21 protein-coding genes are annotated in these 23832 nt (G+C 40.3%); 15 read left to right on the forward strand and 6 right to left on the reverse strand.

Annotation, left to right across the window (positions count from 1 at the left end):
* The first annotated feature begins 11 nt into the window (after positions 1-11).
* The 7 genes from E0E16_RS13440 to E0E16_RS02355 all read left to right on the forward strand — a co-directional run bounded on the left by E0E16_RS13440 (position 12) and on the right by E0E16_RS02355 (position 7632).
* Positions 12-188 (forward strand): hypothetical protein, encoded by a 177-nt coding sequence (locus E0E16_RS13440; RefSeq protein ID WP_165444179.1) that lies wholly within the window; start codon positions 12-14, stop codon positions 186-188.
* Positions 189-220: 32 nt separating this feature from the next.
* A complete protein-coding gene (locus E0E16_RS02330) occupies positions 221-1066 on the forward strand; it encodes an IS3 family transposase (protein ID WP_240048166.1) in 846 nt (281 codons plus the stop codon).
* A 735-nt stretch (positions 1067-1801) separates the two neighbouring features.
* Positions 1802-2371: an L-threonylcarbamoyladenylate synthase gene (locus E0E16_RS02335; RefSeq protein ID WP_130828657.1), complete on the forward strand. Its 570-nt coding sequence runs from the start codon at positions 1802-1804 to the stop codon at positions 2369-2371.
* 65 nt (positions 2372-2436) lie between these two features.
* Positions 2437-4224, forward strand: coding sequence for a chloride channel protein (locus E0E16_RS02340; RefSeq protein WP_130828658.1), 1788 nt, complete (start codon positions 2437-2439; stop codon positions 4222-4224).
* 34 nt (positions 4225-4258) lie between these two features.
* Positions 4259-5308, forward strand: coding sequence for a methionyl-tRNA formyltransferase (gene fmt / locus E0E16_RS02345; RefSeq protein WP_130828659.1), 1050 nt, complete (start codon positions 4259-4261; stop codon positions 5306-5308).
* Positions 5309-5326: 18 nt separating this feature from the next.
* Positions 5327-5572: a GlsB/YeaQ/YmgE family stress response membrane protein gene (locus tag E0E16_RS02350; RefSeq protein ID WP_130828660.1), complete on the forward strand. Its 246-nt coding sequence runs from the start codon at positions 5327-5329 to the stop codon at positions 5570-5572.
* A 134-nt stretch (positions 5573-5706) separates the two neighbouring features.
* Positions 5707-7632: a polysaccharide biosynthesis protein gene (locus tag E0E16_RS02355; RefSeq protein WP_130828661.1), complete on the forward strand. Its 1926-nt coding sequence runs from the start codon at positions 5707-5709 to the stop codon at positions 7630-7632.
* Positions 7633-7965: 333 nt separating this feature from the next.
* On the opposite strand, the gene E0E16_RS02360 is transcribed toward E0E16_RS02355, so the two are convergent.
* From E0E16_RS02360 to rfbA, 3 genes are all read right to left on the reverse strand, one after another.
* Complete coding sequence (locus E0E16_RS02360; protein ID WP_130828662.1) at positions 7966-8394, reverse strand: BT0820 family HAD-type phosphatase; 429 nt, start codon at positions 8392-8394, stop codon at positions 7966-7968.
* A 68-nt stretch (positions 8395-8462) separates the two neighbouring features.
* Positions 8463-10946 carry a GumC family protein gene (locus E0E16_RS02365; RefSeq protein ID WP_130828663.1) on the reverse strand — a complete coding sequence of 828 codons (2484 nt, stop codon included), beginning with the start codon at positions 10944-10946 and terminating at the stop codon, positions 8463-8465.
* A 19-nt stretch (positions 10947-10965) separates the two neighbouring features.
* Positions 10966-11847: a glucose-1-phosphate thymidylyltransferase RfbA gene (gene rfbA, locus E0E16_RS02370; protein WP_130828664.1), complete on the reverse strand. Its 882-nt coding sequence runs from the start codon at positions 11845-11847 to the stop codon at positions 10966-10968.
* Between the two features lie 268 nt (positions 11848-12115).
* On the opposite strand from rfbA, the gene E0E16_RS02375 reads away from it, so the two are divergent.
* The 6 genes from E0E16_RS02375 (at position 12116) to E0E16_RS02400 (ending at position 16907) form a co-directional block, all read left to right on the forward strand.
* Positions 12116-12757 (forward strand): DUF8491 family protein, encoded by a 642-nt coding sequence (locus tag E0E16_RS02375; RefSeq protein ID WP_130828665.1) that lies wholly within the window; start codon positions 12116-12118, stop codon positions 12755-12757.
* A gap of 102 nt (positions 12758-12859) precedes the next feature.
* Entirely contained in the window at positions 12860-13153 is a 294-nt protein-coding gene (locus E0E16_RS02380) for a coiled-coil domain-containing protein (protein WP_130828666.1), read from the forward strand.
* Positions 13154-13162: 9 nt separating this feature from the next.
* Positions 13163-13465: a cell division protein ZapA gene (locus tag E0E16_RS02385; RefSeq protein ID WP_130828667.1), complete on the forward strand. Its 303-nt coding sequence runs from the start codon at positions 13163-13165 to the stop codon at positions 13463-13465.
* A 19-nt stretch (positions 13466-13484) separates the two neighbouring features.
* Positions 13485-15026: a ribonuclease Y gene (gene rny, locus E0E16_RS02390; RefSeq protein WP_130828668.1), complete on the forward strand. Its 1542-nt coding sequence runs from the start codon at positions 13485-13487 to the stop codon at positions 15024-15026.
* Positions 15027-15284: 258 nt separating this feature from the next.
* Positions 15285-16238, forward strand: a complete 954-nt coding sequence (locus E0E16_RS02395; protein ID WP_130828669.1) for a helix-turn-helix transcriptional regulator — start codon at positions 15285-15287, stop codon at positions 16236-16238.
* A gap of 72 nt (positions 16239-16310) precedes the next feature.
* Complete coding sequence (locus E0E16_RS02400) at positions 16311-16907, forward strand: response regulator transcription factor (protein ID WP_394348691.1); 597 nt, start codon at positions 16311-16313, stop codon at positions 16905-16907.
* A 1-nt stretch (position 16908) separates the two neighbouring features.
* On the opposite strand, the gene cls is transcribed toward E0E16_RS02400, so the two are convergent.
* From cls to kdsA, 3 genes are all read right to left on the reverse strand, one after another.
* On the reverse strand, positions 16909-18114 hold the full coding sequence (gene cls / locus E0E16_RS02405) for a cardiolipin synthase (RefSeq protein ID WP_255418131.1): 1206 nt from the start codon (positions 18112-18114) through the stop codon (positions 16909-16911).
* A 144-nt stretch (positions 18115-18258) separates the two neighbouring features.
* Positions 18259-19230 (reverse strand): KpsF/GutQ family sugar-phosphate isomerase, encoded by a 972-nt coding sequence (locus tag E0E16_RS02410; RefSeq protein WP_130828671.1) that lies wholly within the window; start codon positions 19228-19230, stop codon positions 18259-18261.
* Positions 19227-19985, reverse strand: coding sequence for a 3-deoxy-8-phosphooctulonate synthase (kdsA, locus tag E0E16_RS02415; RefSeq protein ID WP_130828672.1), 759 nt, complete (start codon positions 19983-19985; stop codon positions 19227-19229). Before kdsA ends, E0E16_RS02410 begins: the two co-directional genes overlap by 4 nt.
* A 138-nt stretch (positions 19986-20123) precedes the next feature.
* Between kdsA and E0E16_RS02420 the strand changes: the two genes are divergently transcribed.
* Together E0E16_RS02420 and E0E16_RS02425 are read left to right on the forward strand one after the other, a co-directional pair.
* The gene (locus tag E0E16_RS02420; protein ID WP_130828673.1) at positions 20124-21011 is read left to right on the forward strand and encodes an ATPase; all 888 of its coding nucleotides are present in this window, start codon (positions 20124-20126) and stop codon (positions 21009-21011) included.
* A gap of 428 nt (positions 21012-21439) precedes the next feature.
* On the forward strand, positions 21440-23824 hold the full coding sequence (locus tag E0E16_RS02425) for a TonB-dependent receptor (RefSeq protein WP_130828674.1): 2385 nt from the start codon (positions 21440-21442) through the stop codon (positions 23822-23824).
* Positions 23825-23832: the final 8 nt, after the last annotated feature.

Below are 23832 nucleotides of genomic sequence, written 5' to 3' on the forward strand. Positions count from 1 at the left end.
AGAGGTATCGTATGGCTCATAAAGAAACGAATTTGACAGACAATGAGATATTGCGCCAGAAGATAGTGAACCTCCAACACGCATTGTCTTTGGAGAAGATGCGCAGCCGTGCCTATGAGAAACTCATAGAGATAGCCGAATCCGAGGAGGGTATCAGCATCTTAAAAAAAGATGGTGCCAAACAGTAACGGCGCTGCGTGAGGAGTTTCCCGGTGTATCCGTGGAATTCCTCTGTGGGCTGTTTGGCAAGAAACGCCAGTGGTATTACGCAAGCAGCAAGCTTGTGATTTCTGAGCGGCAAAGGCGTAAACTGATAGTTGACAATGTACTCTACTATCGTGCCTGCTGTCCCGGGATAGGCGGTGTGAAACTGCACGTCCTCCTCAAGTCGGAGCTAGGTGAAGATGTTACTCATGGTCGCGACTCCTTCTTAAAACTACTTGCTTCAGAAGGACTTATGCTTCCCAAGAACAAGCGAAGACGTACAACGGACTCCAATCATCCTTATAGGAAGTATCCTAATCTTGTACAAGGTGTTACGGCAATGTATGCTAACCACATTTGGGCAGCCGACATAACCTACGTTTGGATTTACGGCAACGTCCTGTACCTCCATCTCATTACAGATGTTTACTCACATGCTGTCATAGGCTGGTGCTTATCCGAAACCATGGAGGCTATAAATACGAAGGAGGCATTGCTAATGGCAGTTAAGGCAGCCGGAGGAGGCAACCTCTGCGGAACGATACACCACTCTGACAGAGGTTCGCAATACGCCTGCCACCTATATGTTGAAACTCTTATGTGCCACCATATCAGGGTTAGTATGACAGAACGGTACAATCCTACGGACAATCCTGTGGCGGAAAGGACGAATGGAACCTTTAAGGTTGAGTGGATTTACCAGCAGGAGATGTACCGAGATTATGACCAGGCCAACATGGAAATCTCCAAGGCAATAGCCTTCTACAACTACAGACGACCGCATATGAGCATAGGAATGAAATGTCCGATGGATGTCTATAGAGGCGAACAGCCCGGGAGAAATCTTTGGAAAAAGAGATAAATGCTTGCAAAAAAGAAAAATATAAAGTATCTTTGGAACGCCGAAAATATGGCGAACGACGGTCTTATGCCATCTTCACCAAAGGTCCCAGGGGGCATCGAGCCCCCTAAGACCTTGCCGAAAATATGACGGAACTTAGGTGTTGTCCATCTTCTTTTATGCAAGTGCACTGACTTCAAATTTAAACTATATAATGTTAATGTCAAGTCATTCAGTAAATAAGAAAATATTTGACAAGTAAAACAGAAATACATCGTCAGATCTGACAAGTGAATTCAGGAAAAGACAATATTCTTCATCCATCTATCCAAAGCTCACCTTTCACTTTCCAAAAGCTTACCTTTTGCAATGCAAAAGGTAAGGAATTGAAGTGCAAAAGCTTACCTTTTAAAATCAGATTAATATTATACTGATTATCAGTGAGTTATAGGCGGACTTTCGGATGTTGCATTTGTCATGTTATTTCGTAATGATGATAGAGGTGAATGCTCTGTGTCAAGAATCTGTTTGCCACCATCTGAATACGATTGGGGATATAAGGAGGTATACGCCATATTATAGTTAGAGAAAAACACATCACGTCTTAAGGTTTATGCGATGTAGTGTGAGTTTCCTAAAAAATATTAGAACACTATTGGATGTAACTGTATCTTTTTACGTTTTTTTCTTGGATTATCGTTTTTTTTGCAATAACTTTGCGATTATAAAAAGAAAGAACTGGTTTTATAAAGCAAGATGAAGCAAGCGGAAGATATAAAAAATGCTATAGAGGTAATGAAAAAAGGTGGCGTAATTCTCTATCCCACTGATACTGTATGGGGAATTGGATGTGATGCCACAAATCCGGATGCTGTAGCTAAAGTCTATAAAATTAAGCATCGCGATGACTCAAAAGCATTGGTCTGTTTGGTTGATTCTGATGCTCGGTTGCAAAAGTATGTCAGGAATGTTCCGGAGGCAGCTTGGCAACTTATTGATGCGGTGGTAAAGCCTACGACGTTGATACTTGATGGAGCTGTGAATTTGGCTTCTAACCTCATTGCACAGGATGGCTCGATAGGGATTAGAATTACGAAAGAAGCATTTTCAAAAGAATTGTGTTTCAGATTTCAGAAGGCTATCGTAAGCACTTCCGCGAATATCAGCGGTCAGCCTGCAGCACAGAATTACAAGGATATCTCGGAAGAAATATTAAACGCGGTTGATTATGTCTGCGAAACACGTCGGCAGGAACATTATCCCCATCAACCTTCTACCATCATTAGAGTGGGGACAGAGGGAGAAATCAATATCATTCGCAAGTAAAACCAAAGTGAACTGCCTTTTTTAGCATAAAGATAAATAACGATAAAGTTACGAATAAACAAGCAATGCTCGCTGAAAATGTCATTGTACAGATAAACGATTGGCGCAAAGAACACATTTCTGACCGTCAGTTCGTGTTGTTCTTGGCTTTTGTCGTGGGCTTTTTCGCTTCCGTGGCGGCATACGTACTTCATGTGATAATCAAGGAGATAGAAACACTTATCACTTCCGGATTTAGGGTAATGACCATTAACTGGTTGTATCTGTTGTACCCTGTTATCGGGATATGGCTCACAAGTCTTTTCGTAAAGTATGTGGTTCGCGATAATATCTCGCATGGCATTACACGTGTCTTGTACGCAATTTCCACCAAACGCTCAAAACTTAAAGGACACAATACTTGGACTTCGATAGTAGCTTCTGCCATCACCATAGGATTTGGCGGTTCCGTCGGAGCCGAGGCTCCTATTGTGCTAACGGGCTCGGCAATAGGAAGCAATCTGGGAAGCATCTTTCATATGGATAAGCGCACCTTGATGTTACTCGTTGGGTGTGGTGCTACTGCTGCCGTATCCGCAATTTTCAAAGCTCCCATTGCGGGACTCGTGTTCACGCTTGAGGTCTTGATGGTCGATTTAACCATGGCATCGTTGTTGCCCATACTGATAGCATCGGTAACTGCGACGTGCTTCTCTTATTTTTTCACGGGCAGCTCGGCAATGTATGATTTTAGGGTGGATTATTTGTGGAGCTTGAGCAGAGTTCCTGCCACCATTCTATTGGGTATAGGATGTGGCTTCCTCTCATTGTATTTCATGCGCGTGATGTCATGGTGTGAGGATGGCTATTCCAAACTTTCCACGCATCCTTATAAACGATTGCTTGTGGGAGGATTGGTACTTTCCTCTCTAATCTTTTTATTTCCGGCGTTGTACGGAGAAGGTTATGGCAGTTTGGGCATTTTCATTGAGGGCAAAACGGAGGCAGATTGGAATCGGGTGTTAGGCAACTCGATGTTTGCGGGTGAAAGCAAATTTCTTATTCTTTATGTGGGCTTGGTGATGATTACCAAAGTCTTCGCTACCAGTGCTACAAATGGTGCAGGCGGTTGTGGAGGAACATTTGCCCCATCGCTCTTTATAGGCGGTTTCGCCGGTTTCTTCTTTGCCAGAATATGGAATATGAATCAAGTGGGAGTTTATATCCCGGAGAAGAATTTCACGTTATATGGCATGGCAGGTGTAATGGCTGCCGTTATGCACGCTCCACTCACCGGAATATTCTTGATAGCAGAATTAACCGGTGGCTATAATTTGTTCATTCCACTTATCATTGTGACTATCAGCTCTTATCTTACCATTAACATTTTCGAACAACACAGTATTTATGCTGTTCGGTTGGCTCGACAGGGGAAACTCATTACCCATCATATTGACAAATCGGTATTGACATTAATGAGTATGGACAGTCTTATTGACAAGAATTTCACGTCCGTTGACCCGAATATGGAAATGGGGAAAATGATTCATGCCATTAGCGCGAGCAGAAACAGTTATTTACCTGTGGTTAATGATAATGGAACTTTGCTTGGTGAGGTGGACATTACTAAAATACGTCATGTAATATTCAGAACTGAATTATATAAACGTTTTGTAGTCGGACAATTAATGACACAGCCGGCTGCCTTGTTGAGCGTTAACGATCCTATGGCACAAGTAATGAAAGTGTTCGAGAAAACCGGAGCTGAAAATCTTCCGGTGATAGATGTGGACTCCAGACTTGTTGGATATATTTCTCGTACACGATTGTACAATACCTATCGTCGCTATGTCGCCGATTTCAGTGCGGAATAGATGAGGCTCATCATACTACTGATATGCAATAACTATGAATAAGGAAGACTTGAGAATTGTTTTCATGGGAACACCGGAGTTTGCCGTGAGTTCTTTAAAAGCGTTGGTCGCAAACGGATATCATGTTGTGGCGGTGGTTACTCAACCGGATAAACCGGTGGGGAGGCATCACGACACGGTTCAGTTTTCTGCCGTGAAGCAATATGCGCTTTCAATAGGATTACCGGTTTTGCAACCGGAAAGAATGAAAGATCTCCAGTTTATAAATGCCCTGAGGGAATATAACGCTGACATGCAAGTTGTTGTGGCTTTCAGGATGTTACCTTATGAGGTTTGGTCTATGCCACGATTTGGCACATTCAATGTTCATGCAGCTTTATTACCACAATATCGAGGTGCAGCTCCCATTAACTGGGCTGTCATCAATGGGGAATCTGAGACCGGGGTAACAACGTTCTTTCTTGACGATGACATTGATACGGGAAGAATTATTCTTCAGAAGAAATTCACTATCCCGCCAACGGCAAACGTAGAGTATGTATATGACGGATTAATGGCTTTAGGAGCAGAAGCTGCTTTGGAAACCATTGATTTGATATTGGCACGCGTAACTGCCGATATGAGCAAACAGGGGTTTGGAGAGGTCTTGAAGAATATCAGTAATCCTCAAATTGGGGATGATAAGGATTTAAGGATTGCTCCCAAGATATTCAAGGAAACTTGTGAGATAGATTGGAATTGCAGCTCAACGGATATCAATAATTTTGTACGAGGTTTGTCGCCTTATCCGGGTGCATGGTCTAAGTTACGTCTTATTGATGAGAAAAACTGTAAAACGAAATCTTTGCCTGATAGAAATGCAGTGATGAAAATATTTGAGGTTGCAAAAACAGACGAGAGAAGTATTGGTGAACCGGGAACATTTCACGTGCTTCGGAATAAGTTGTTTGTAAATACAGAAGATAACCTTTTGGAATTGAAGTGCGTTCAGATGTCCGGTAAGAAGCGCATGGATGCGCAGTCTTTTTTGAATGGTTTTCAATCTGTTTCAAGATATATGTTAGAAAGTGTAGGTAAAAAATAATAATTAAAAATATCTGTTATGAATAGTTTTATTGGTTCGTTAATTGTTGGTGGTTTAGCCGGATGGTTGGCAGGCTTTTTTGTGAAGAAAAACAAGTCGGGTTGCATCTGGAATATCATTATTGGTTTGTTAGGCGGTGTAATAGGAGGGAATATTCTTTCATGGCTGAACGTTGATTGGGGCGGTGGCTTTTGGGGTTCTTTGGGAACTGCCCTTTTTGGTTCTGTCCTGATGCTTTGGATATGGAATAAAGTTAAAAAGTAAGCTACACCCTGCTTATTGGTTTATTTTTTAGTGGCGAGTATCAAGCGAAACATCAAAGTATATGATGTAAGTTTGTTTTATTGTCGCCGCATCTGTTAGTCCCTCATCCGTGAAAGATTTTATAATACAAAATTATGGTCATGTTTAAGAAAATATTTGATTGGTATTTCACAAAGAACGCTCTTCCTTATTGGATAGTGTTGCTAATTGACTGTTTGATATGCTATTTTGCCGGAATTTTTGTTTTTTGGTTATATTACCATGGTGTTGTTACGTTTGCAAATCTTGGATTGTTGTCTAAAACAATCTTAATTTATATGACGCTTAATTTAATAGGTTTCCGCATTTTCAGAACCTATTCCGGTATCATTCGTTATTCTTCTTTAGCAGATATTCGGCGAGTAACCTATGCAATGCTTTTCTCATTGATTCTTGCGGAGATAATTCATTATTTTATTAATGAAGTGCATTACCCTTTTGTACATTTAGAGGGCAGGCAAATTATCGTCATGTACATATTTGCGACAATCGGTATGAGTGTATTCCGGTTATCAGTGAAGTCTCTGTATGATTTGATGATAAGTTCCAAGCAAGGTGTACGAACGTTAATCTATGGCATTCAGGAGGGAGGATTAGGATTGGCAAGAAACCTTGAGAATGATCGGCAGACAAAATACTGTCTTAAGGGCTTCATAGCTCATGATAGTACTTTTAAGGGGCGTGTCTTGATGGGGACAAAGGTATATTCCGTAAACGAGAAACTATCCGACTTTTTGAAATCCATGAATATTCAAGCGGTGTTGGTATCCCCCATACAGATAGATCGCTTCCGGGCAGATATGCAGTTGCAAGATATTTTGTTAAATGCGGGAGTTAATATATATTTAGCGCAAAGAACAAGGGAATGGTCAGAGACGGATGATGACCTTTCTCACATTCAACTCCAAGAAGTAAAAATAGAAGATTTACTTCCACGTGATGAAATATCTGTGGATATGAACGCCATAGAAAGCCTGTTGAAAGGGAAACGAATCATGATTACGGGTTCCGCAGGTTCGATAGGAGCAGAGATGGTAAAACAAGTAGCAGCTTACGAACCATCGGAATTGATATTGGTGGATCAGGCTGAAACGCCTCAACATGACATTCGCCTGATGTTAAATTTCAATTTTCCACATATCGAGGCTCATACCATCGTGGCAAGTATTGCGAATTATGACAGAATGGAAATGATATTTTCAGAGTATAAACCGGAATTCGTTTTCCATGCTGCCGCCTACAAGCATGTTCCGATGATGGAGAATAATCCTTCTGAAAGTATTCAGAATAATATTTTGGGTACTAAAGTGCTTGCTGATCTTAGCGTGAAGTCCGGAGTAAAGAAATTTGTTATGATTTCTACTGATAAGGCGGTAAATCCTACCAATGTGATGGGATGTTCGAAGCGAATTTGCGAAATCTATTGTCAGAGTTTGAATGCTAAGATAAAGAAAGAAAATTCGCCTTCCGGAACTCAGTTCGTTACCACGCGGTTTGGCAATGTATTAGGGTCGAACGGCTCGGTTATCCCTTTGTTTACGAAGCAGATAAAAAGTGGTGGACCTGTTACGGTTACCGATCCGAACATCATCCGCTTTTTCATGCTTATTCCTGAAGCTTGCAAACTTGTATTGGAGGCAGGAACACATGGGAATGGTGGGGAAATTTTCGTGTTCGATATGGGCAAACCGGTTAGAATTGCAGATCTTGCCATGCGTATGATTAAACTTGCGGGCGCGAAGGGCGTGAAGATTAAATATACAGGGCTGCGTCCCGGCGAAAAACTCTATGAGGAAGTTCTAAGCACAACCGAAAATACACTTCCCAGTTTCAATAAGAAAATTCGTATTGCCAAAGTAAAGGAATATGATTATGACAATATCAACCGGCAAGTAGAAGAGTTGATAAAAATCAGTCATGGTTATAACAATATGGATATAGTTCGAAAAATGAAAGCCATCGTTCCCGAATATATCAGTAATAATAGCGTATATTCCGTATTGGATAAGGAGGGAAAATAGTTGAAAAGGGGATAGGCACGAAAACTTCGTGACTCAAAAGCAAGTTCTTGTAAAGCAGCTCTTCTATCAACGTTCTTCATTTTTTCATGATAGACGTGAAGAGGTACTTTAAACATATTGTATGTTCAAGAGTTTACAACTCCCATTCAGTGCAGTCGCTTATTTGTTAATGCCGGCTTTCCAAGGTTTTGACACAGAATGCCGTATCTTGTTGAAACTACCACCTATTGGTAATCCAATTACCACCCATTGGTAATCCAATTACCACCTATCGGTAATGTAGTTGTTCTGTGGAAAGTGCAGTGGCGAAGCGACTGATTTGTCAGGATGCTATTATCTATTCCACCAATGTTTTTTCTTTTTAGGTTTCTCTCCGTACGATGGATTGGGGTGATTATAGCCCATGCTTTCCCACGTTTCGTGATTTTTCACCATTCTGTATATGGTTCCCCAATCGGGTAAGCCACCGAGGTTTCTGTCATCAATGAACATATCGGCTTTCAGTTTGCGTGAAAAATGATTGTTTTTTCCTTTCTCTTCTTCCGGGTAGTCTTTGTTTACGGCCCAGAAATCAACTCCTCTTTCGTGGCACCAGTCAATAGCCTCTTGGAGTAACTCTCCTTCTCTCACGCTCCATAGTATGAGCTGATGCCCATCTTTTATGAGTTCTTTTAATGTTTCTGTTGCAAAGACAATTTCTTTCCCAATCTTGGGATATTCATGTTCTACTATCGTTCCGTCAAAATCAACTGCTATTATCATTTTTATTTTGTTTAAAGCAAAAAGTGTGTTGCTCCAATATGAGCAACACACTTTTTAGATTTGTGTTTTTATCGTTTTACCGAATTATCATTCTTGTTGCTGTAATGGCTGTAGCTGTAGCCACCATATTTACCATATTTGCCGTATTTGGAAATGCCGTATTTACCATATTTGCCATAACCGTAGTAATAGCCATACTTCTTCTTCGACATATCTATTCCATTGAGTACCAGTGCCATATTTGGCAGCTTGTTTTCTGCTGATAGTTCGTTAATCATCTCAAATGTAGATTTCGGCGTGTAGTCGGCGCGGCACATATATACTGAAGCATCGGCAATTCGTCCTATTTGCAGTGTATCAGTTACCAAGCCGACGGGTGCTGTATCTATAAGTATGTAGTCATACTCTTGTTTCAGTATATCGAATATAATCTTTAGAGAATTTCTCTCAATTAATTCGGATGGGTTTGGAGGAACCGGTCCTGCCATCAAAAGGTCGAGGTTCTTGTTTACTTCGGATGGGAGAATTTGCTCTCTGACCTCCTCTGCGGTAGGCTGATTCTTGACAAGCAAGTTTGTTATTCCGTGTTTATGATCTCTGATGCCGAAGAGTTCTGCCAATCGAGGCCTTCTGATGTCAAGTCCAACCAAAATAACCTTTTTGCCTAAGAGTCCGAAACTGATGGAAAGATTGGAGGCAGTAAAGGTTTTACCCTCACCTGATGTGGACGAGGTGAACAAGATGACTTTCTGTCCTTCGGTGAGCATGAATTGTAAGTTGGTTCGCAAAGAACGGAAAACTTCTTCCATCTGGTTATTTCTGTTTTCATGAACCACGATGTCAGCCTTGCCTTTTGCCTGGTTGCTGGCAATTGGCACATCCGCGATAATCGGCAGTTTGGTAAGTTGTTCTACATCATCACGTCCCTCAATGCGATATCTGAAGAATTGTACGATGAATATGAATCCGGCAGGTAAGAATAATCCTAACAGGAAAGCACCAAGCATGATTATCGTAGTTCTCGGGCGCACCTTGCCTATAAATTGTGGTTCATCAATCAGTTTGCCTTTGTCCACGGTGGCAGCTAATGAGATGTTGTTTTCTTCACGCTTTTGTAGAAGCATAAGATAAAGTCCTGCTCTTACTTCTTGCTGTCTGCCAAACTGGGTGAGCATTCTTTCTTGTTGTGGTGTTTGGGCGACATTGCTGTTGTATTTGCTGAACTGTTCCGCAATGCCACTCTTTTGGACTTCCAAGTTTTTTCTTGATGTCTCAATGGCAGTAAGAATGTTGGTGTTTAAGGTGCGCAACTGGTCGGTGAGCGGCTCTACCACCGGAGACGTTTCCGAAGCACTCCTTAGCAATCTGTTCCTCTCGAGAACAATCTCATTGTATTTCTGTATTAAGTTGGACGTGCTTGCATCGTTGATTCCAACATTCGCAGGAATGACGTGTGAGAAATTCCTTGCAGCACTTCTCACCTCTGACGCGATATTGTTGAACAACTCTATTTGCACATCGGCATCGGCAAGTTTTTGCTCGTATGTGTTTTGGTTGGACACGTTGGCACTTGAGTTCATTTGCAGTTCAACCATACCGTGATCTTGTTTATAGTTCTGCATCTGTCCCTCAGTCTTTCCAAGCTCGCTGTTGATTTTCTGCAAGCGATTATTGATAAACTTATCGGTCCTTAACGCGATGAAATTCTTGTCCTCGTTTGCCTGACGATTATAGACAATAGCAAGTTGTTTCAAATAGTCGATGGCGCGTTGTGGTATCTTGTCCGTTATTTGTAGTTGGGCAATGGAAGTCATCTTGGATGTTTGTGCCACTTTTAATGCACCTACATATCTGCTTGCGACATACTTGGGGGATTCTATTCTTACCAATAGAGATTCTCCATCTTTCAAGCCATGTCCCGAATTGGTGTCAATAGTGATGACTCCTGCACGTGTGTTGATTCTCGCAGGTAGCGAGGAGAAACTTTTTTTCAAGGAGAATGGTCCCTCTGACTCTCGTTCATCAATGGGCACCGAATATATGCCGACAACATTATATACCGACCCTTTCCTTGTTATGGTTAAATCAATGGGTTTGTTCAGTAGTTCCAAGTGAGCGGCATCAATATCTACATTTAGGGGCTGGTTCTGGTAATAGGGTTGGTTTACCACTCGTCCCTTGCTGCTATAGCTTACATAAATTTTCATATCCCTAATGGCGTCTTGTGCCAATGAGCGCGAGGCCAATATTTCCATCTCGTTGTCAATACCTGTGGAATTAGATATGATGCCCAAATTCGCCATATTTTGTAGGGATGACTTCCTGCTGTAACCATTGTTGTCGTCCTGATCCTTGATTAATAATTTTGCAGAAGCCTCATAGATGGGTGTGGCATATCGCAAATAAATGGCAGCTAAACCAGTGCAAATAATGATTGAAAGTATGAACCAATACCAATATAGAATAACCGTACTGATGATTTTCATGAAATCAAAAGAAGATTTTCCTTCCTGTTCTCTGTTTTCCTCTTCGCTGTATTTTTTATCTTCCATAAGTTTCTTGTTGTTGCTTTTATTTATTATGTTCAACCATTTTCAGTAAGTATTGTCCATACTGATTTTTCGACATTATCTGTGCACTTTTAATTAGTTGTTCTTTACTAATCCACCCTTTTTTAAAAGCAATTTCCTCCAAGCATGCTATTTTTAATCCTTGTCTTTTTTCGATACATTCTATGAATGTGCTTGCCTCATATAAGCTGTCGTGTGTTCCTGTGTCCAACCATGCAAATCCTCTTTGCAATGTTTGAACTTTGAGCTTGTTTCTTTTAAGAAATTCTTGGTTTACGGAAGTGATTTCTAATTCACCTCTTGCTGAAGGCTTGATGTTCTTTGCGATTTCAATAACGCTATTGGGGTAGAAATAAAGTCCTACAACGGCATAATTGCTTTTAGGATTTTCCGGTTTCTCTTCAATGCTCAGGCAATTACCGGCTGCGTCAAATTCTGCGACCCCATATCTTTCCGGATCATTGACAAAGTATCCGAATACAGTTGCCTTGTTTTCTTTCGCAGCTGTATCTACACTACTTCTAAGTAAGCCCGTAAAGCCCGACCCATAAAAAATGTTATCACCCAAGACAAGGCAGACGCTATCATTACCTATAAACGGCTCTCCTATAATAAACGCCTGTGCTAATCCGTCAGGTGATGGTTGCTCGGCATATTGAAATTCAACCCCAAACGCACTTCCATCGCCCAATAATCTTTTAAAACTTGGTAAATCGCTGGGAGTTGAGATAATCAAAATCTCTTTTATTCCTGCCAACATCAAAACCGAAATAGGGTAGTAAATCATCGGTTTATCATAGATAGGAATCAATTGCTTACTGACACCTTTTGTAATAGGGTAGAGGCGTGTGCCTGAGCCACCAGCAAGAACAATACCTTTCATTTCAATGCTCTGTTAATTGTTTTCTGAAATAGATTAGACCTTTTGCTTTCATCTTTTTACGGCTGAAGCCATATAATACTTCGAGGCGTTCGGTCCTATCTGTTTCCGAGTTATTCATATACTGCTCGCAAAGGTAATAATTAAAATTGATATTTTAACATTGTAATAAAAAAAATATCCAAGGTAATCAAAATCTTATTTTATTTTATTAACTTTGCATTTGAAGAAAAACTAACGAATTAAAGAACATTATTAATAACAAACTTAAATGGGAATAATTTCTAAGATATTCAAGAAGAATAAAGGCGATGGTGAAAAAATCGGTGGCATGAATGACTACATGGCATTGGTGAGGGTCTATTTTCAAGCTGCTTTAGCTTCTAAGTTAGGCATCACCAATTTGGCGATGTTGCCGGATTTACGTACTTATAAACAAACTTTCCATGTTCCAACGGTCAATAATAAATTGGGGGTGGGAGAGAAGAATAGTGTGCGGAAGACAATGAAAAACCTATATGGGACAGAAGATCTGTTTTTCGACGAAATTGATGTGAGTATTAAGAAAAACTGTAAGAAGTTGCAGGATTCGCAAACTTATTTATATCAATTTCAGGCATTGACACAAGACTTGATGATGCTGATAGGAAATTTGATGAAATTTAAGTTGCGTATGCCCGGCTTTTTTAAGAAAGCGATTTACAGTATGACGGAGAAAACCGTGAACGATATCTTTGACAAGAACGACTATTCCGATTCTGGTGTGATAAAGACGATCGCTTCCATTCGTCAAATCAACAACAGGCTTGGATTTTCTAGAAAATGGATTACCGACTTCGTGTTCCAAATCATACTGTTAGCAAAAAAAGAGCCGAAGCCTGAAGCGGAAAACCAAAAAGAGATTAAAAGATAATAAGCAACTACGCTCTAATACTTTCAATTGAAAATAAGTGTTTAATAATTTTGTTAAATTAAAACTTTAATGTAAATTTGTAGCCAAAATTATTGTGAGTGTATGAATGCTAATGAGAAAACACTAAATACGTTTGCGACTCGTGTAAGGCAAATGATTCTCCAATACGAAGAGATGAAAAATGCAAATACCGAGTGGCGAGCAAAAGTGGAACAGAGTGAAAAGAAGATCAAAGATCTTGAAGCACAACTGACTCAAGCACACAATGACTACAATTCATTAAAAATGGCTCGGATGATTGAAATTTCTGACGGTGATATGGAGACTGCTCAGAAAAGAATCGCCAAGCTGATTAGAGATGTTAATAAATGCATCACACTCATCAGTGAGAAATAACCTTGAAATATGTCAGACGATAAGTTACATATAAGATTACACGTTTATGATACGGAGCTCTCTGTCAATGTACCTCGTGAAGATGAGGAATATTATCGTTCTGCATCCAAACTAATTACCGATACGGTAAATACTTATTCTACGCTTTTCAAAGGAAAGAAAAACGATAAGGATATCTTATATATGTCAATGCTCGATATAGCTTTGCGATATAAGAAAGAAGGTGCACGCAATGATACTGCACCTTTTAATGAAATTCTTGGTAAACTCACTTCTGAGATTGAGGATGTGCTTAAAGGGAATCAAGAATAATAATCAAAAACAATAATAAATGAGTCCAATTTTAGCAATTATCATTGCTGTTATATGCCTTGTGTTAGGCGGTTTAGGTGGGTATTCCTATTTACGCTATGTGGCAAAAGGAAAATATAATGAGCTAATGGAACAGGCTGATAAAGATGCCCAAGTAATAAAAGAAAAGAAACTTTTAGAGGTTAAGGAAAAGTTCCTTAACAAGAAAAGCGAACTCGAAAAAGAAGTTCATCAGCGAAATCAGAAGATTCAGCAAAGTGAAAACCGTTTGAAGCAGAGAGAAATATCTTTAAATCAACGGCAAGAAGAACTTGCTCGTCGGAAACAAGACGTAGAACAAATGCAGCAACGCATTGACAATGAGAAGAAATTACTCCAAGTGAAGCAAGAAGAACTGGTAAAAATGCAGCAGCTTGAGCGAGCTAAACTTGAGGAATTGTCCGGGTTGAGCGCAGATGAAGCAAAACACCGATTAGTAGAAAGTTTGAAAGATCAAGCCAAGTTGGATGCCGCTTCATATATAAATGAAATCGTTGACGAAGCCAAATTAAATGCCAATCAGCAAGCAAAGAAGATTGTTGTTCAAACTATCCAGCGTGTAGCAACGGAAACTGCCATAGAAAATTCGGTTAGTGTATTTCATATTGACAGCGATGAAGTGAAAGGGCGCATTATTGGTCGGGAAGGACGTAACATACGTGCGTTAGAGGCAGCTACGGGGGTTGAGATAGTTGTTGATGATACTCCTGAAGCTATCGTCATTTCCGCTTTCGATCCTGTACGGAGAGAGATTTGTCGTTTGGCTTTGCATCAGTTGGTTGCGGATGGCAGAATTCATCCGGCAAGAATAGAAGAAGTCGTTTCAAAGGTTAAGAAGCAGTTGGATAATGAAATAATTGAGACAGGAAAACGCACCGCCATCGATTTAGGCATTCATGGCTTGCATCCGGAGCTGATTAGGATAGTGGGAAAGATGAAGTATCGCTCCTCCTATGGACAAAATCTATTACAACATGCTCGTGAGACAGCCAACCTCTGCGGAGTAATGGCAAGTGAGTTAGGGTTAAATCCCAAAAAGGCAAAGCGCGCCGGACTGCTGCATGACATCGGGAAAGTACCTGATGAAGAAACAGAATTGCCTCATGCGCTCTATGGTGGCAAAATAGCTGAAAAATATAAAGAAAAACCGGAGATATGCAATGCCATCGCTGCCCATCACGATGAAATAGAAATGACCAGTTTGTTAGCTCCAATTGTTCAAGTTTGTGATGCGATTTCCGGAGCGCGTCCGGGAGCTCGACGTGAAATAGTGGAGGCTTATATAAAACGTTTGAACGATTTGGAAGCGATTGCAATGAGTTATCCCGGAGTAACTAAAACCTATGCCATACAGGCCGGGAGAGAGTTGCGCGTGATAGTGGGAGCAGACAAGATGGACGATATGGAAAGTGAGGAGTTGAGTTCTGAAATTGCGGAGAAGATACAGAATGAGATGACTTATCCCGGACAAGTCAAGATTACTGTTATTCGTGAAACGCGCAGTGTTTCTTATGCGAAATAATGTCTATTGAAGAGAAAGGGGACATGTTTTTTATGTCCCCAATTTTCTTTCATGGGTAGCACTTCTTTTTTCTAATTTGTTGTGAGTTGTTTTTATTATTTATTGTTTGGACAGCGATACCCTAAGATTATAGATGGATTGAAAGTCAGAAGAAATACGTGCGTCTCCCACTAAATTGCGGATATTACGATAGTTAAAAGTGTTTTGCTTTCTCATATATTATCAATTACATTAAACTTATAAAACACTACAAAGTCGATGAAGAATCAAAAAATGTACGAGGCTGATGATAAAATGATAAGCCTGATTGCCGATAATTACGCCTTGTTACAAGCCTTGGGAAGTTTTGGTATCAATCTCGGTTTTGGCGATAAGACCGTTCGTGAAGTGTGTGAAGCGCAAAATGTTGATACCTACACATTCCTTTCGGTTGTAAACTTTTCCATAAATGGGTACAAAGAGTACGATGATACTGATAGATTGTCTATACCGACTTTGGTTAACTATCTGAAAGCTTGTCACACTTATTATTTAGATTATGAACTTCCTTTCATTCGTAAAAAGTTACTTGATGCGTTGGATGTAAGTGATAATTTCGCGCGTCTGATATTGAAAATATACGATGAATATGCGTTTGATATTCATCATCACATGGAATATGAAGAGAAAACGGTTTTTCCTTATGTCGAATCTCTGTTGGCAGGTAATGCTGACGAGAAATATGACATTGAGACGTTTTCCAAGCATCATACGCAGACAGATGTGAAGTTGCGCGAACTGAAGAATATCATTATCAAATACCTTCCTTCAGATACCAGACACAACAACCAATTGACATCTACTTTGTATGATATATATAATTGTGAGAATTGGCTGGATTTGCATGCTCGGGTGGAAGATGAAATATTCATTCCGGTTATTCGTCATTTGGAAATGAAAAGTAAGCAAAATGATGTTTCTTTGAAAATATCCAATATGATTAAGCCGAGTGGTTCAACGGAAACTCTGAGTGACAGAGAAAAAGAAGTCATTATTTGTGTTGTGCAAGGTATGACGAATAAGGAAATAGCCAATCATCTCTGTATCTCTACGAATACGGTTATCACCCATCGACGGAATATAGCTCGAAAGCTTCAAATTCATTCTCCGGCAGGATTAACCATCTATGCCATTGTCAATAACCTCGTAGATATCAGCAGTGTTAATTTATAATTGTATTCACTTAAGAAAAGTATGAATAAATCTATGATGACAGAAGAACATTTTGAAATTGAGCATGGAAAAATGCCTCATGGTCATCCGCGTATGGCTATTATTGATCCCAATACATTGGCAGTATTGGGGTTAAAGTATATTCTTCAGAAAGTACTACCTATTCTTACGGTTGAGACTTTTTCCAATTTTAGTGATTTCTATCATGCTTCCCCCGATTCGTTTTATCATTATTTTGTAGCTCAAACTGTAGCTTTAGAAAATCGTGCTTTTTTTACTGATAGAATTAATAAGACTATCGTGTTATCCATGACTAATGATCCCAATTCTCAGCTGTCCGGGTTTCATAGTTTTTGCATTAATGTTCCGGAAGATGAGTTAGTGAAGAACGTTTTGAAAGTGGAGCAACACGGACATGCGGGGGGGAAGAATTTTCCTCAAATGCCTCAAATCTTCAAGAATAAGGTTTTGGGAAATCGGGAGATAGAAGTGCTTTCTTTGGTTGTTCAAGGCTACATCAATAAAGAAATTGCTGCAAAACTTTGTATTAGTCCCACGACAGTAATTACGCATCGAAAAAAAATAACGGAAAAGTTGGGAATAAAAAGTGTTTCGGCTTTGACTATATATGCTGTCATGCACGGATATGTTGATATCAATAAGATATAGTTTATAGAAATGCTGCCAGAAGGTGAGCCACCCATCCCTTGAATTTCTGCCATGGTGTTCTCCATTCATTCCAAGTTTTTTCCGTGAGTCTGAAACTCTTTTTCTTTTCGTTTTCGAAGAGTGTGTCCAGCTCTTTTGTTGTTTCTTTGTCAATGATGACGGCATTAACTTCTCTGTCCCACCTTAAACTTCTCGCGTTTAAGTTTGCCGATCCCACCGTGCAGAACTTCCCATCCACCATTATGATTTTTGTGTGATGAAATCCGGGCTTATAAATCCAGACGACACATCCTCCCTTCATTAGTTTATGCGCATTGTAAAAGCCACAATCCGGTGTTAAGGGAATGTCGCTTTTTTCACTCAATAAAATTTCTACCTTCACCCCTCTCTTTACCGCATTTCTAAGAGCGTTTATTAATTTCCGGCTCAATGTGAAATATGGATTGATGATTTTGATACTATCTTTCGCATCATTAATCGAGTTAATGTAGAAGTAGCGAATGATTTCATTTGAAATGCGTGGTTTCCTATTGATGATACCCACCATTTTTTTTCCTGCCGATTTACAAGTATCCGGTATTAGCCCTTTGATATAGTCGGCATTGGATATTCCGCGAAAATATTTACTGCCGATTATTTTTTCTCCTGCCACCATCCACCACATATCTATAAAAATCTTTTGAAGCGTGTTCACTTCATCTCCCTCTATGCGACAGTGCAAGTCGTGCCAAGAACCTATTGCTTTCTTACCTTTTATGTAATAATCGGCGACATTCATCCCACCCGTATATGCTATTTTACCATCTATGATAACGATTTTTCGGTGATCGCGATTAAAAATATCGTGTATCCAAGGAAATCGTATAGGTTTAAACTGATATATCTCTATACCTTTTTTTCTTATCGCATCCAAATGATGTTTTTTCATTGGGCGATTGTTACTGGCATTTCCAAATCCATCGAATATGGCTCTTACCTCAACTCCCTGACCGGCTTTCAGAGCCAATCTCTTCAAGAGCTCCCCATTGATAGAGTCGTTCCTGAAGTTAAAGTATTCCAAATGTATACTCGATTTGGCTTGTTCTATGGCTTTGAACAAGTCATCGAATTTCTCTTGTCCATTAGTTAGCAGCGTAACGGAATTATTTTTTGAGAACCGAATCCCCTTTGCGCGTAGTTGGTGTGCTATCAGTGAATCGGAACTTATGAATACACTGTCTTCTGTTGTGCGATGCGATGAGAGAGTTGATGAATTTGCCCAAATCGCAATCGCACACAAGAACAAGGTAAAGATATATTTTATCTTATTTTTCAATCTTATTTCTTTAATCTGTCATTTTTGTTCGGTTCGTCAAATCATGCAACTGTAATGATCCACAACCCCCAACAATTTCTTTTCCTCATCGCAGACAAGGACCGTGTGAATTTTATATTGATGCATCATTCTTTGAATTTCTGTTATTTTTGTTGTTGGTGCCACCATTTTGGGGGCGGTTGTCATGATGTCCTCAACTTTATGGTCAAAGAATTTCGCTTGCCATTTTTCCATTGCGCGTCTGATATCGCCATCGGTTATCAGTCCGATAACTTTTTCTTCTTCGAGTGAAACTCCTAAGCCCAATTTTCCTTTGCTCACCAATATGATAGCATCTCCCAAGTGGGTGCATTTTGGAATTATGGGCAATTCATCCGACCGCATTACGTCTTGAGCTGTAGTCAGTAAACGTTTGCCAAGCTCTCCTCCCGGATGAAATTGGGCAAAGTCTTTTGGTCGAAACTTTCTGACTTCCATCAGTGCCACAGCCAACGCATCGCCCATTACCAGTGCGGCAGTGGTTGAACTTGTTGGAGCGAGGTTCAGCGGACATGCTTCTTTTTCTACCCACACCTTTATGTGTACTGTGGAATATTTTGCCAATAAGGATTGTGCGTTCGCGCTCATGCCAATGATGGGGATGTTCATGTGGAGCACCATGGGGATGAATCGCAGCAATTCATCTGTCTGTCCCGAATTGGAAAGCGCAAGTACCACGTCATCTTTGGTCATAACTCCCAAGTCGCCGTGATATACGTCCAAGGGATTGACGAAGAATGCAGGCGTGCCTGTCGAAGACAAGGTCGCAGCTATCTTTGCGCCTATATTCCCACTTTTACCCACTCCGGTAACAATGATTTTCCCTTTGCAATGGAACATCAGGCTGACAGCTTTATCGAAGTTCTCATCCAGTTGGTCGATAAGTGCCAGAGTTGCATTTGCCTCTTCCTTAATGCATTGGCTTGCATATTCTCTCACCCTTTCAAGTCTGTCTTCTGCTTTTTTCATAGCAATTTTTCTATTGTTCTTTCAAGGTTTGACAATTCCAACATATTCGCAGCATCGCTCAGTCCCAAATCCGGTTCGGGGTGCACTTCAAAGAAATATCCTGTGGCACCAAAGGCCTTTGCTGCCAATGCCATTGCGGGAACAAACTTCCTGTCGCCTACGGTCTTTCCGTTTCCCGCGCTTGGTCGTTGAACGCTGTGCGTGCAGTCCATTATTACCGTGGGAACTATTTCCTTCATGTCGGGAATGTTCCTAAAATCAACGATTAGGTTATTATATCCGAAACTGTTGCCTCGTTCAGTGAGCCATATCTCTTGGGCACCGCTTTCCCGGCACTTCTCAACAGGATATCTCATGTCTTTTCCACTAAGGAATTGAGCTTTCTTGATATTTACCACCTTTCCGGTCTTTGCAGCCGCTACCAGTAAGTCGGTCTGCCGGCACAAGAATGCCGGTATTTGTATCACATCTGCCACTTTGCTTACGGCTTCAGCCTGACTGCTCTCGTGAATATCGGTCAGGATTTTCAAACCATATTTCTCTTTTACGGCTTTTAGCATTGCCAATCCTTCCTTTAGTCCCGGTCCGCGAAAGGAGTGTAGGCTTGTACGGTTTGCTTTGTCGAAACTGGCCTTGAAAATAATGTCAGTATCAAATTTATTATTCAGGCGAACAAGTTCCTTCGCAACCGTATCAAGAAGTTGCATATTTTCTATCACGCAGGGACCTGCGATAAAAATGTTGTTTCTTTTCATATCTTAATGGATAAACTCCCAAAATGCAGATGTTTGCACCTGTCTTCTTCAATTCTTCATGCAAAGATACTAAAGTTTAATGTTTTACATTGAGCAATATCGTTTTTTTTATTACTTTTGCAATAAATACACATACTTATGATACTTGTAGCCGATAGCGGAAGTACGAAGACGGATTGGGCATTATGCTCCAATACTGTTTCAAGAGAAAAATTCAAACCGGATGTTTTACGAATTCAGACGCAGGGGATTAATCCTTTTCATCAATCTCGTGATGTCATCATGGGGATTATTCGTGAGGAATTGCTGCTGAAATGTTTCGAGAAGTTTCAACTGAACCGGATATCAGAAACTATTTCAGAGGTTGCCTTTTATGGTGCCGGTTGTAACACAACCACAATTCCTTTGATGCGCTATTGTTTACAAGAGGTGTTTCCCCAAGCTGTTATCGAGGTTGCCGGAGATATGTTAGGTGCGGCTCGGGCACTCTACGGAAAGAGCGGCGGGGTGGCTTGCATTCTCGGAACGGGGTCGAACAGTTGTTTCTATGATGGTAGAAAAATAGTGCGCAACGTTCCTCCGCTTGGTTATATTTTGGGTGATGAAGGAAGTGGAGCGGCATTGGGAAAACTTTTTCTTAATGGTATTTTCAAAGGCGATATTTCCGGTAGAATACGTGATAAATATCTGGAGCAAGCCGGACTTACCTATACCGACGTGATAGAACGTGTCTATCGCAAACCATTGGCAAACAGGTTTCTTGCCAATACATCAAAATTTATACTTGAGAATATTCAGGAAGACGACTTGAAGCGTTTGGTGAAATTTAATTTCTATCAATTCTTTTCAAAAAACATTCGTCATTATGATGATTTGGGAAATAATAAAATTTCCGCCATAGGAAGTGTTTCTTATTATTTCAAGGATTTTTTTCAGGAAATAGCTGATGACTTTGGTTATGAAGTGGTAAAGATTGAACGCTCTCCGTTAATGGGTATGTTGAATTATCAATTACTTTCATTCTGATTTTTTTTGTAAAATAAAACGACTGTTTTTTAACATTTGCAAAATCGTGAAATAGCTCTGAAATTTTGAGTTCTCATCGGTTGAAACCCATTTTCTCGATGTTTTTTATACTGAAAACTGTTTTTAGTGTTGCAACAGCTTACCTTTTGCGAGCCAATAGATGAGCAATTACTCAACGATTGATAATCTTTTAGACTGTAATGGCTAAGCTTTTGTGGGCTTTTCTATACAGAATAAATATGGCTTTTTTATATGTTTCGTCAATATATTGAAATACAGCAAGTTATGAAAGCATTGAGATTGCGCTGTTTTCTCACCGTTTCACATTCCTTTCAGAAAACGTTTGTAATTTTATGTCGGTTGTAAATAAAATTCACATCGCAGACTTATATAAACAATAAATGGAGTAGAGGATGCGTTATCAAAATATGTTGAAAAAAAATAAGTCGATACTCATCATCATCTTGTCCCTGCTAATCAGTTTTTCTGCATTTGGACAATCGTTCACGCTTCAGGGCAAGGTGTCCGACAAGGATGGTAACCCGATAGAATTGGCTTCCATCATGGTGGTTTCTCAAGGCAAATTAGCCATGAGTAACTTGAAAGGTGAATTCAGTCTGACTTTGCGAAGTGAAGATTCTGTGAAGGTCAGATTTTCCATGATAGGCTATAAGACTAAAATAAGAACTTTGCATCGACCTCGGGGAAAGCAAACCCTGCTTGTGCAATTGGCCGATGATAACGAGTTGCAAGAAGTGGTGGTTGAGGGGAAAGCGCGCGTTCATGGAACAACGGAGAACCTTGATTTGGAAAAGAACAAGCAAGCTCCATCAGCGACAGGAAACGCGGTTGAGGAATTGGTACAAACACAGGCGGGTGTTTCCACACATTCGGAATTGTCATCTCAATATAACGTGCGAGGGGGGACTTTTGATGAAAATTCGGTATATATCAATAACGTCGAAGTGTATCGCCCATTCTTGGTGCGTAGCGGACAACAGGAAGGACTTTCTGTCATTAATCCCGATATGGTGGAAAGTGTTGGCTTTTCTACCGGTGGCTTTGAAGCTAAATATGGCGATAAGATGAGTTCGGCATTAGACATTCAATACAAACGTCCTAAAGAAACCGAAGCTGCCCTCTCGGCATCGTTGCTCGGCGCAAGTGGATATTTGGGATTAGCCACTAAAAAGCTGACATGGAGTAATGGCTTACGCTATAAAACTAATAAATATTTGTTGGGAACATTGGAAACAAAAGGTGAATATAAACCTTCCTTTCTTGATTATCAAACTTACTTGTCATGGTTGCCTAATCGGCGTTGGAGAATAGATTTCATTGGGAATATTTCCAACAACGAATACAATTTCCAACCCCAAGACCGAGAAACACGCTTTGGAACCATGGAAAACGTGAAATCGTTCAAGGTATATTTTGATGGTAAGGAAAAGGATGATTTCCGTACATTCTTTGGCACGCTCAGTGTTACCAATCATCTGTCCGCAAAAACTGAAATATCGCTCATTGCTTCCGCTTTCTCAACTAAAGAAAATCAAAGCTATGACATACAAGGACAATATTGGCTTACTCAAACTGAAACATCGGAAAATCTTGGGGTAGGTACGTATTCGCAACACTCTCGAGATTATTTGCGAGCAAATGTACAGAGCCTCAAGTTGATGTTGAAGCATAAGGCAGGGAAACATAATATTGAAGGTGCGTTTACTTATAAGATAGAAAGTATTAAAGAGAACTCATCAGAATACGAATATCGTGATTCCGCAGGGTATAACATACCGCATACGGGGAACGATCTGAATCTGATTTACTCACTCCGTGCGCGTAATAAACTTGACGCAAAAAGAATAGAAACATATTTGCAGGATACATGGCATTTCCAAACTCGCGATTCAATTCCCACGTTGTTCACGCTTAATTACGGAGTACGTTTCGCGCATTGGAATTACAATGGAGAAAGCATCTTCTCGCCACGTGCCTCTTTATCCGTCACACCCGGATGGAATCGCAATCTGTCGTTTCGTCTGGCTGGCGGATTATATTATCAAGCACCTTTCTACAAGGAGTTGCGCGATACAACTGTTGTTAATGGCATTACTTACGCATTGTTGAACAAGAAAATAAAGTCTCAACGTTCCATTCACATTCTTGCCGCAATGAATTACAACTTCCGAATGATGAACCGACCATTCAAATTCACGGCGGAACTATATTATAAAGTTCTTTCACGGCTCATCCCCTATTCTGTGGATAACGTGAAAGTTACCTATTATGGCGATAATCGCTCTTCCGGTCATGCAGCGGGCATTGATTTGAAGTTATTCGGAGAGTTTGTCCCCGATGCTGATTCATGGCTCACTTTTAGCATTATGAATACAAGAATGAAACTGAATGGCAGGAATATTCCATTACCTACAGATCAGAAGTTTTCCGTAAACTTGTATTTCACCGATTATTTCCCGGGAACCACACGCTGGCGGATGTCGCTAAAATTGGCTTATGCCGATGGACTTCCTTTCTCAGCACCTCATAGAGAGTTGGAGAGAAATTCTTTCCGAGCACCGGCATACCGGCGTGCCGATATAGGTATGAGCTATCGGTTGTTTGATAATCACGACCGTTCAAAACATTCGGTTTTTCGCAATATATGGCTTGGGGTAGATTGCCTGAACCTTTTGGGGATTAATAACGTAAATTCTTATTATTGGGTTACGGACATTGCCGGGCAACAGTATGCTGTTCCTAACTATCTTACCGGCAGGCAGATTAATGGAAAAATAACGGTGGAGTTCTAACCCCTCCT

Origin of the sequence: Prevotella rectalis, assembly GCF_900607215.1 — a bacterium.
GTDB classification, from domain to species: Bacteria; Bacteroidota; Bacteroidia; order Bacteroidales; family Bacteroidaceae; genus Prevotella; species Prevotella brunnea.

Excerpts from the sequence above, each read along its gene's own strand:
- E0E16_RS13440 (WP_165444179.1), top strand. The coding sequence starts at position 12 with ATGGCTCATAAAGAAACGAATTTGACAGACAATGAGATATTGCGCCAG.
- E0E16_RS02335 (WP_130828657.1), top strand. The coding sequence starts at position 1,802 with ATGAAGCAAGCGGAAGATATAAAAAATGCTATAGAGGTAATGAAAAAA.
- E0E16_RS02340 (WP_130828658.1), top strand. The coding sequence starts at position 2,437 with ATGCTCGCTGAAAATGTCATTGTACAGATAAACGATTGGCGCAAAGAA.
- fmt (WP_130828659.1), top strand. The coding sequence starts at position 4,259 with ATGAATAAGGAAGACTTGAGAATTGTTTTCATGGGAACACCGGAGTTT.
- E0E16_RS02350 (WP_130828660.1), top strand. The coding sequence starts at position 5,327 with ATGAATAGTTTTATTGGTTCGTTAATTGTTGGTGGTTTAGCCGGATGG.
- E0E16_RS02355 (WP_130828661.1), top strand. The coding sequence starts at position 5,707 with ATGGTCATGTTTAAGAAAATATTTGATTGGTATTTCACAAAGAACGCT.
- E0E16_RS02360 (WP_130828662.1), bottom strand. The coding sequence starts at position 8,394 with ATGATAATAGCAGTTGATTTTGACGGAACGATAGTAGAACATGAATAT.
- E0E16_RS02365 (WP_130828663.1), bottom strand. The coding sequence starts at position 10,946 with ATGGAAGATAAAAAATACAGCGAAGAGGAAAACAGAGAACAGGAAGGA.
- rfbA (WP_130828664.1), bottom strand. The coding sequence starts at position 11,847 with ATGAAAGGTATTGTTCTTGCTGGTGGCTCAGGCACACGCCTCTACCCT.
- E0E16_RS02375 (WP_130828665.1), top strand. The coding sequence starts at position 12,116 with ATGGGAATAATTTCTAAGATATTCAAGAAGAATAAAGGCGATGGTGAA.
- E0E16_RS02380 (WP_130828666.1), top strand. The coding sequence starts at position 12,860 with ATGAATGCTAATGAGAAAACACTAAATACGTTTGCGACTCGTGTAAGG.
- E0E16_RS02385 (WP_130828667.1), top strand. The coding sequence starts at position 13,163 with ATGTCAGACGATAAGTTACATATAAGATTACACGTTTATGATACGGAG.
- rny (WP_130828668.1), top strand. The coding sequence starts at position 13,485 with ATGAGTCCAATTTTAGCAATTATCATTGCTGTTATATGCCTTGTGTTA.
- E0E16_RS02395 (WP_130828669.1), top strand. The coding sequence starts at position 15,285 with ATGAAGAATCAAAAAATGTACGAGGCTGATGATAAAATGATAAGCCTG.
- E0E16_RS02400 (WP_394348691.1), top strand. The coding sequence starts at position 16,311 with ATGCCTCATGGTCATCCGCGTATGGCTATTATTGATCCCAATACATTG.
- E0E16_RS02410 (WP_130828671.1), bottom strand. The coding sequence starts at position 19,230 with ATGAAAAAAGCAGAAGACAGACTTGAAAGGGTGAGAGAATATGCAAGC.
- kdsA (WP_130828672.1), bottom strand. The coding sequence starts at position 19,985 with ATGAAAAGAAACAACATTTTTATCGCAGGTCCCTGCGTGATAGAAAAT.
- E0E16_RS02420 (WP_130828673.1), top strand. The coding sequence starts at position 20,124 with ATGATACTTGTAGCCGATAGCGGAAGTACGAAGACGGATTGGGCATTA.
- E0E16_RS02425 (WP_130828674.1), top strand. The coding sequence starts at position 21,440 with ATGTTGAAAAAAAATAAGTCGATACTCATCATCATCTTGTCCCTGCTA.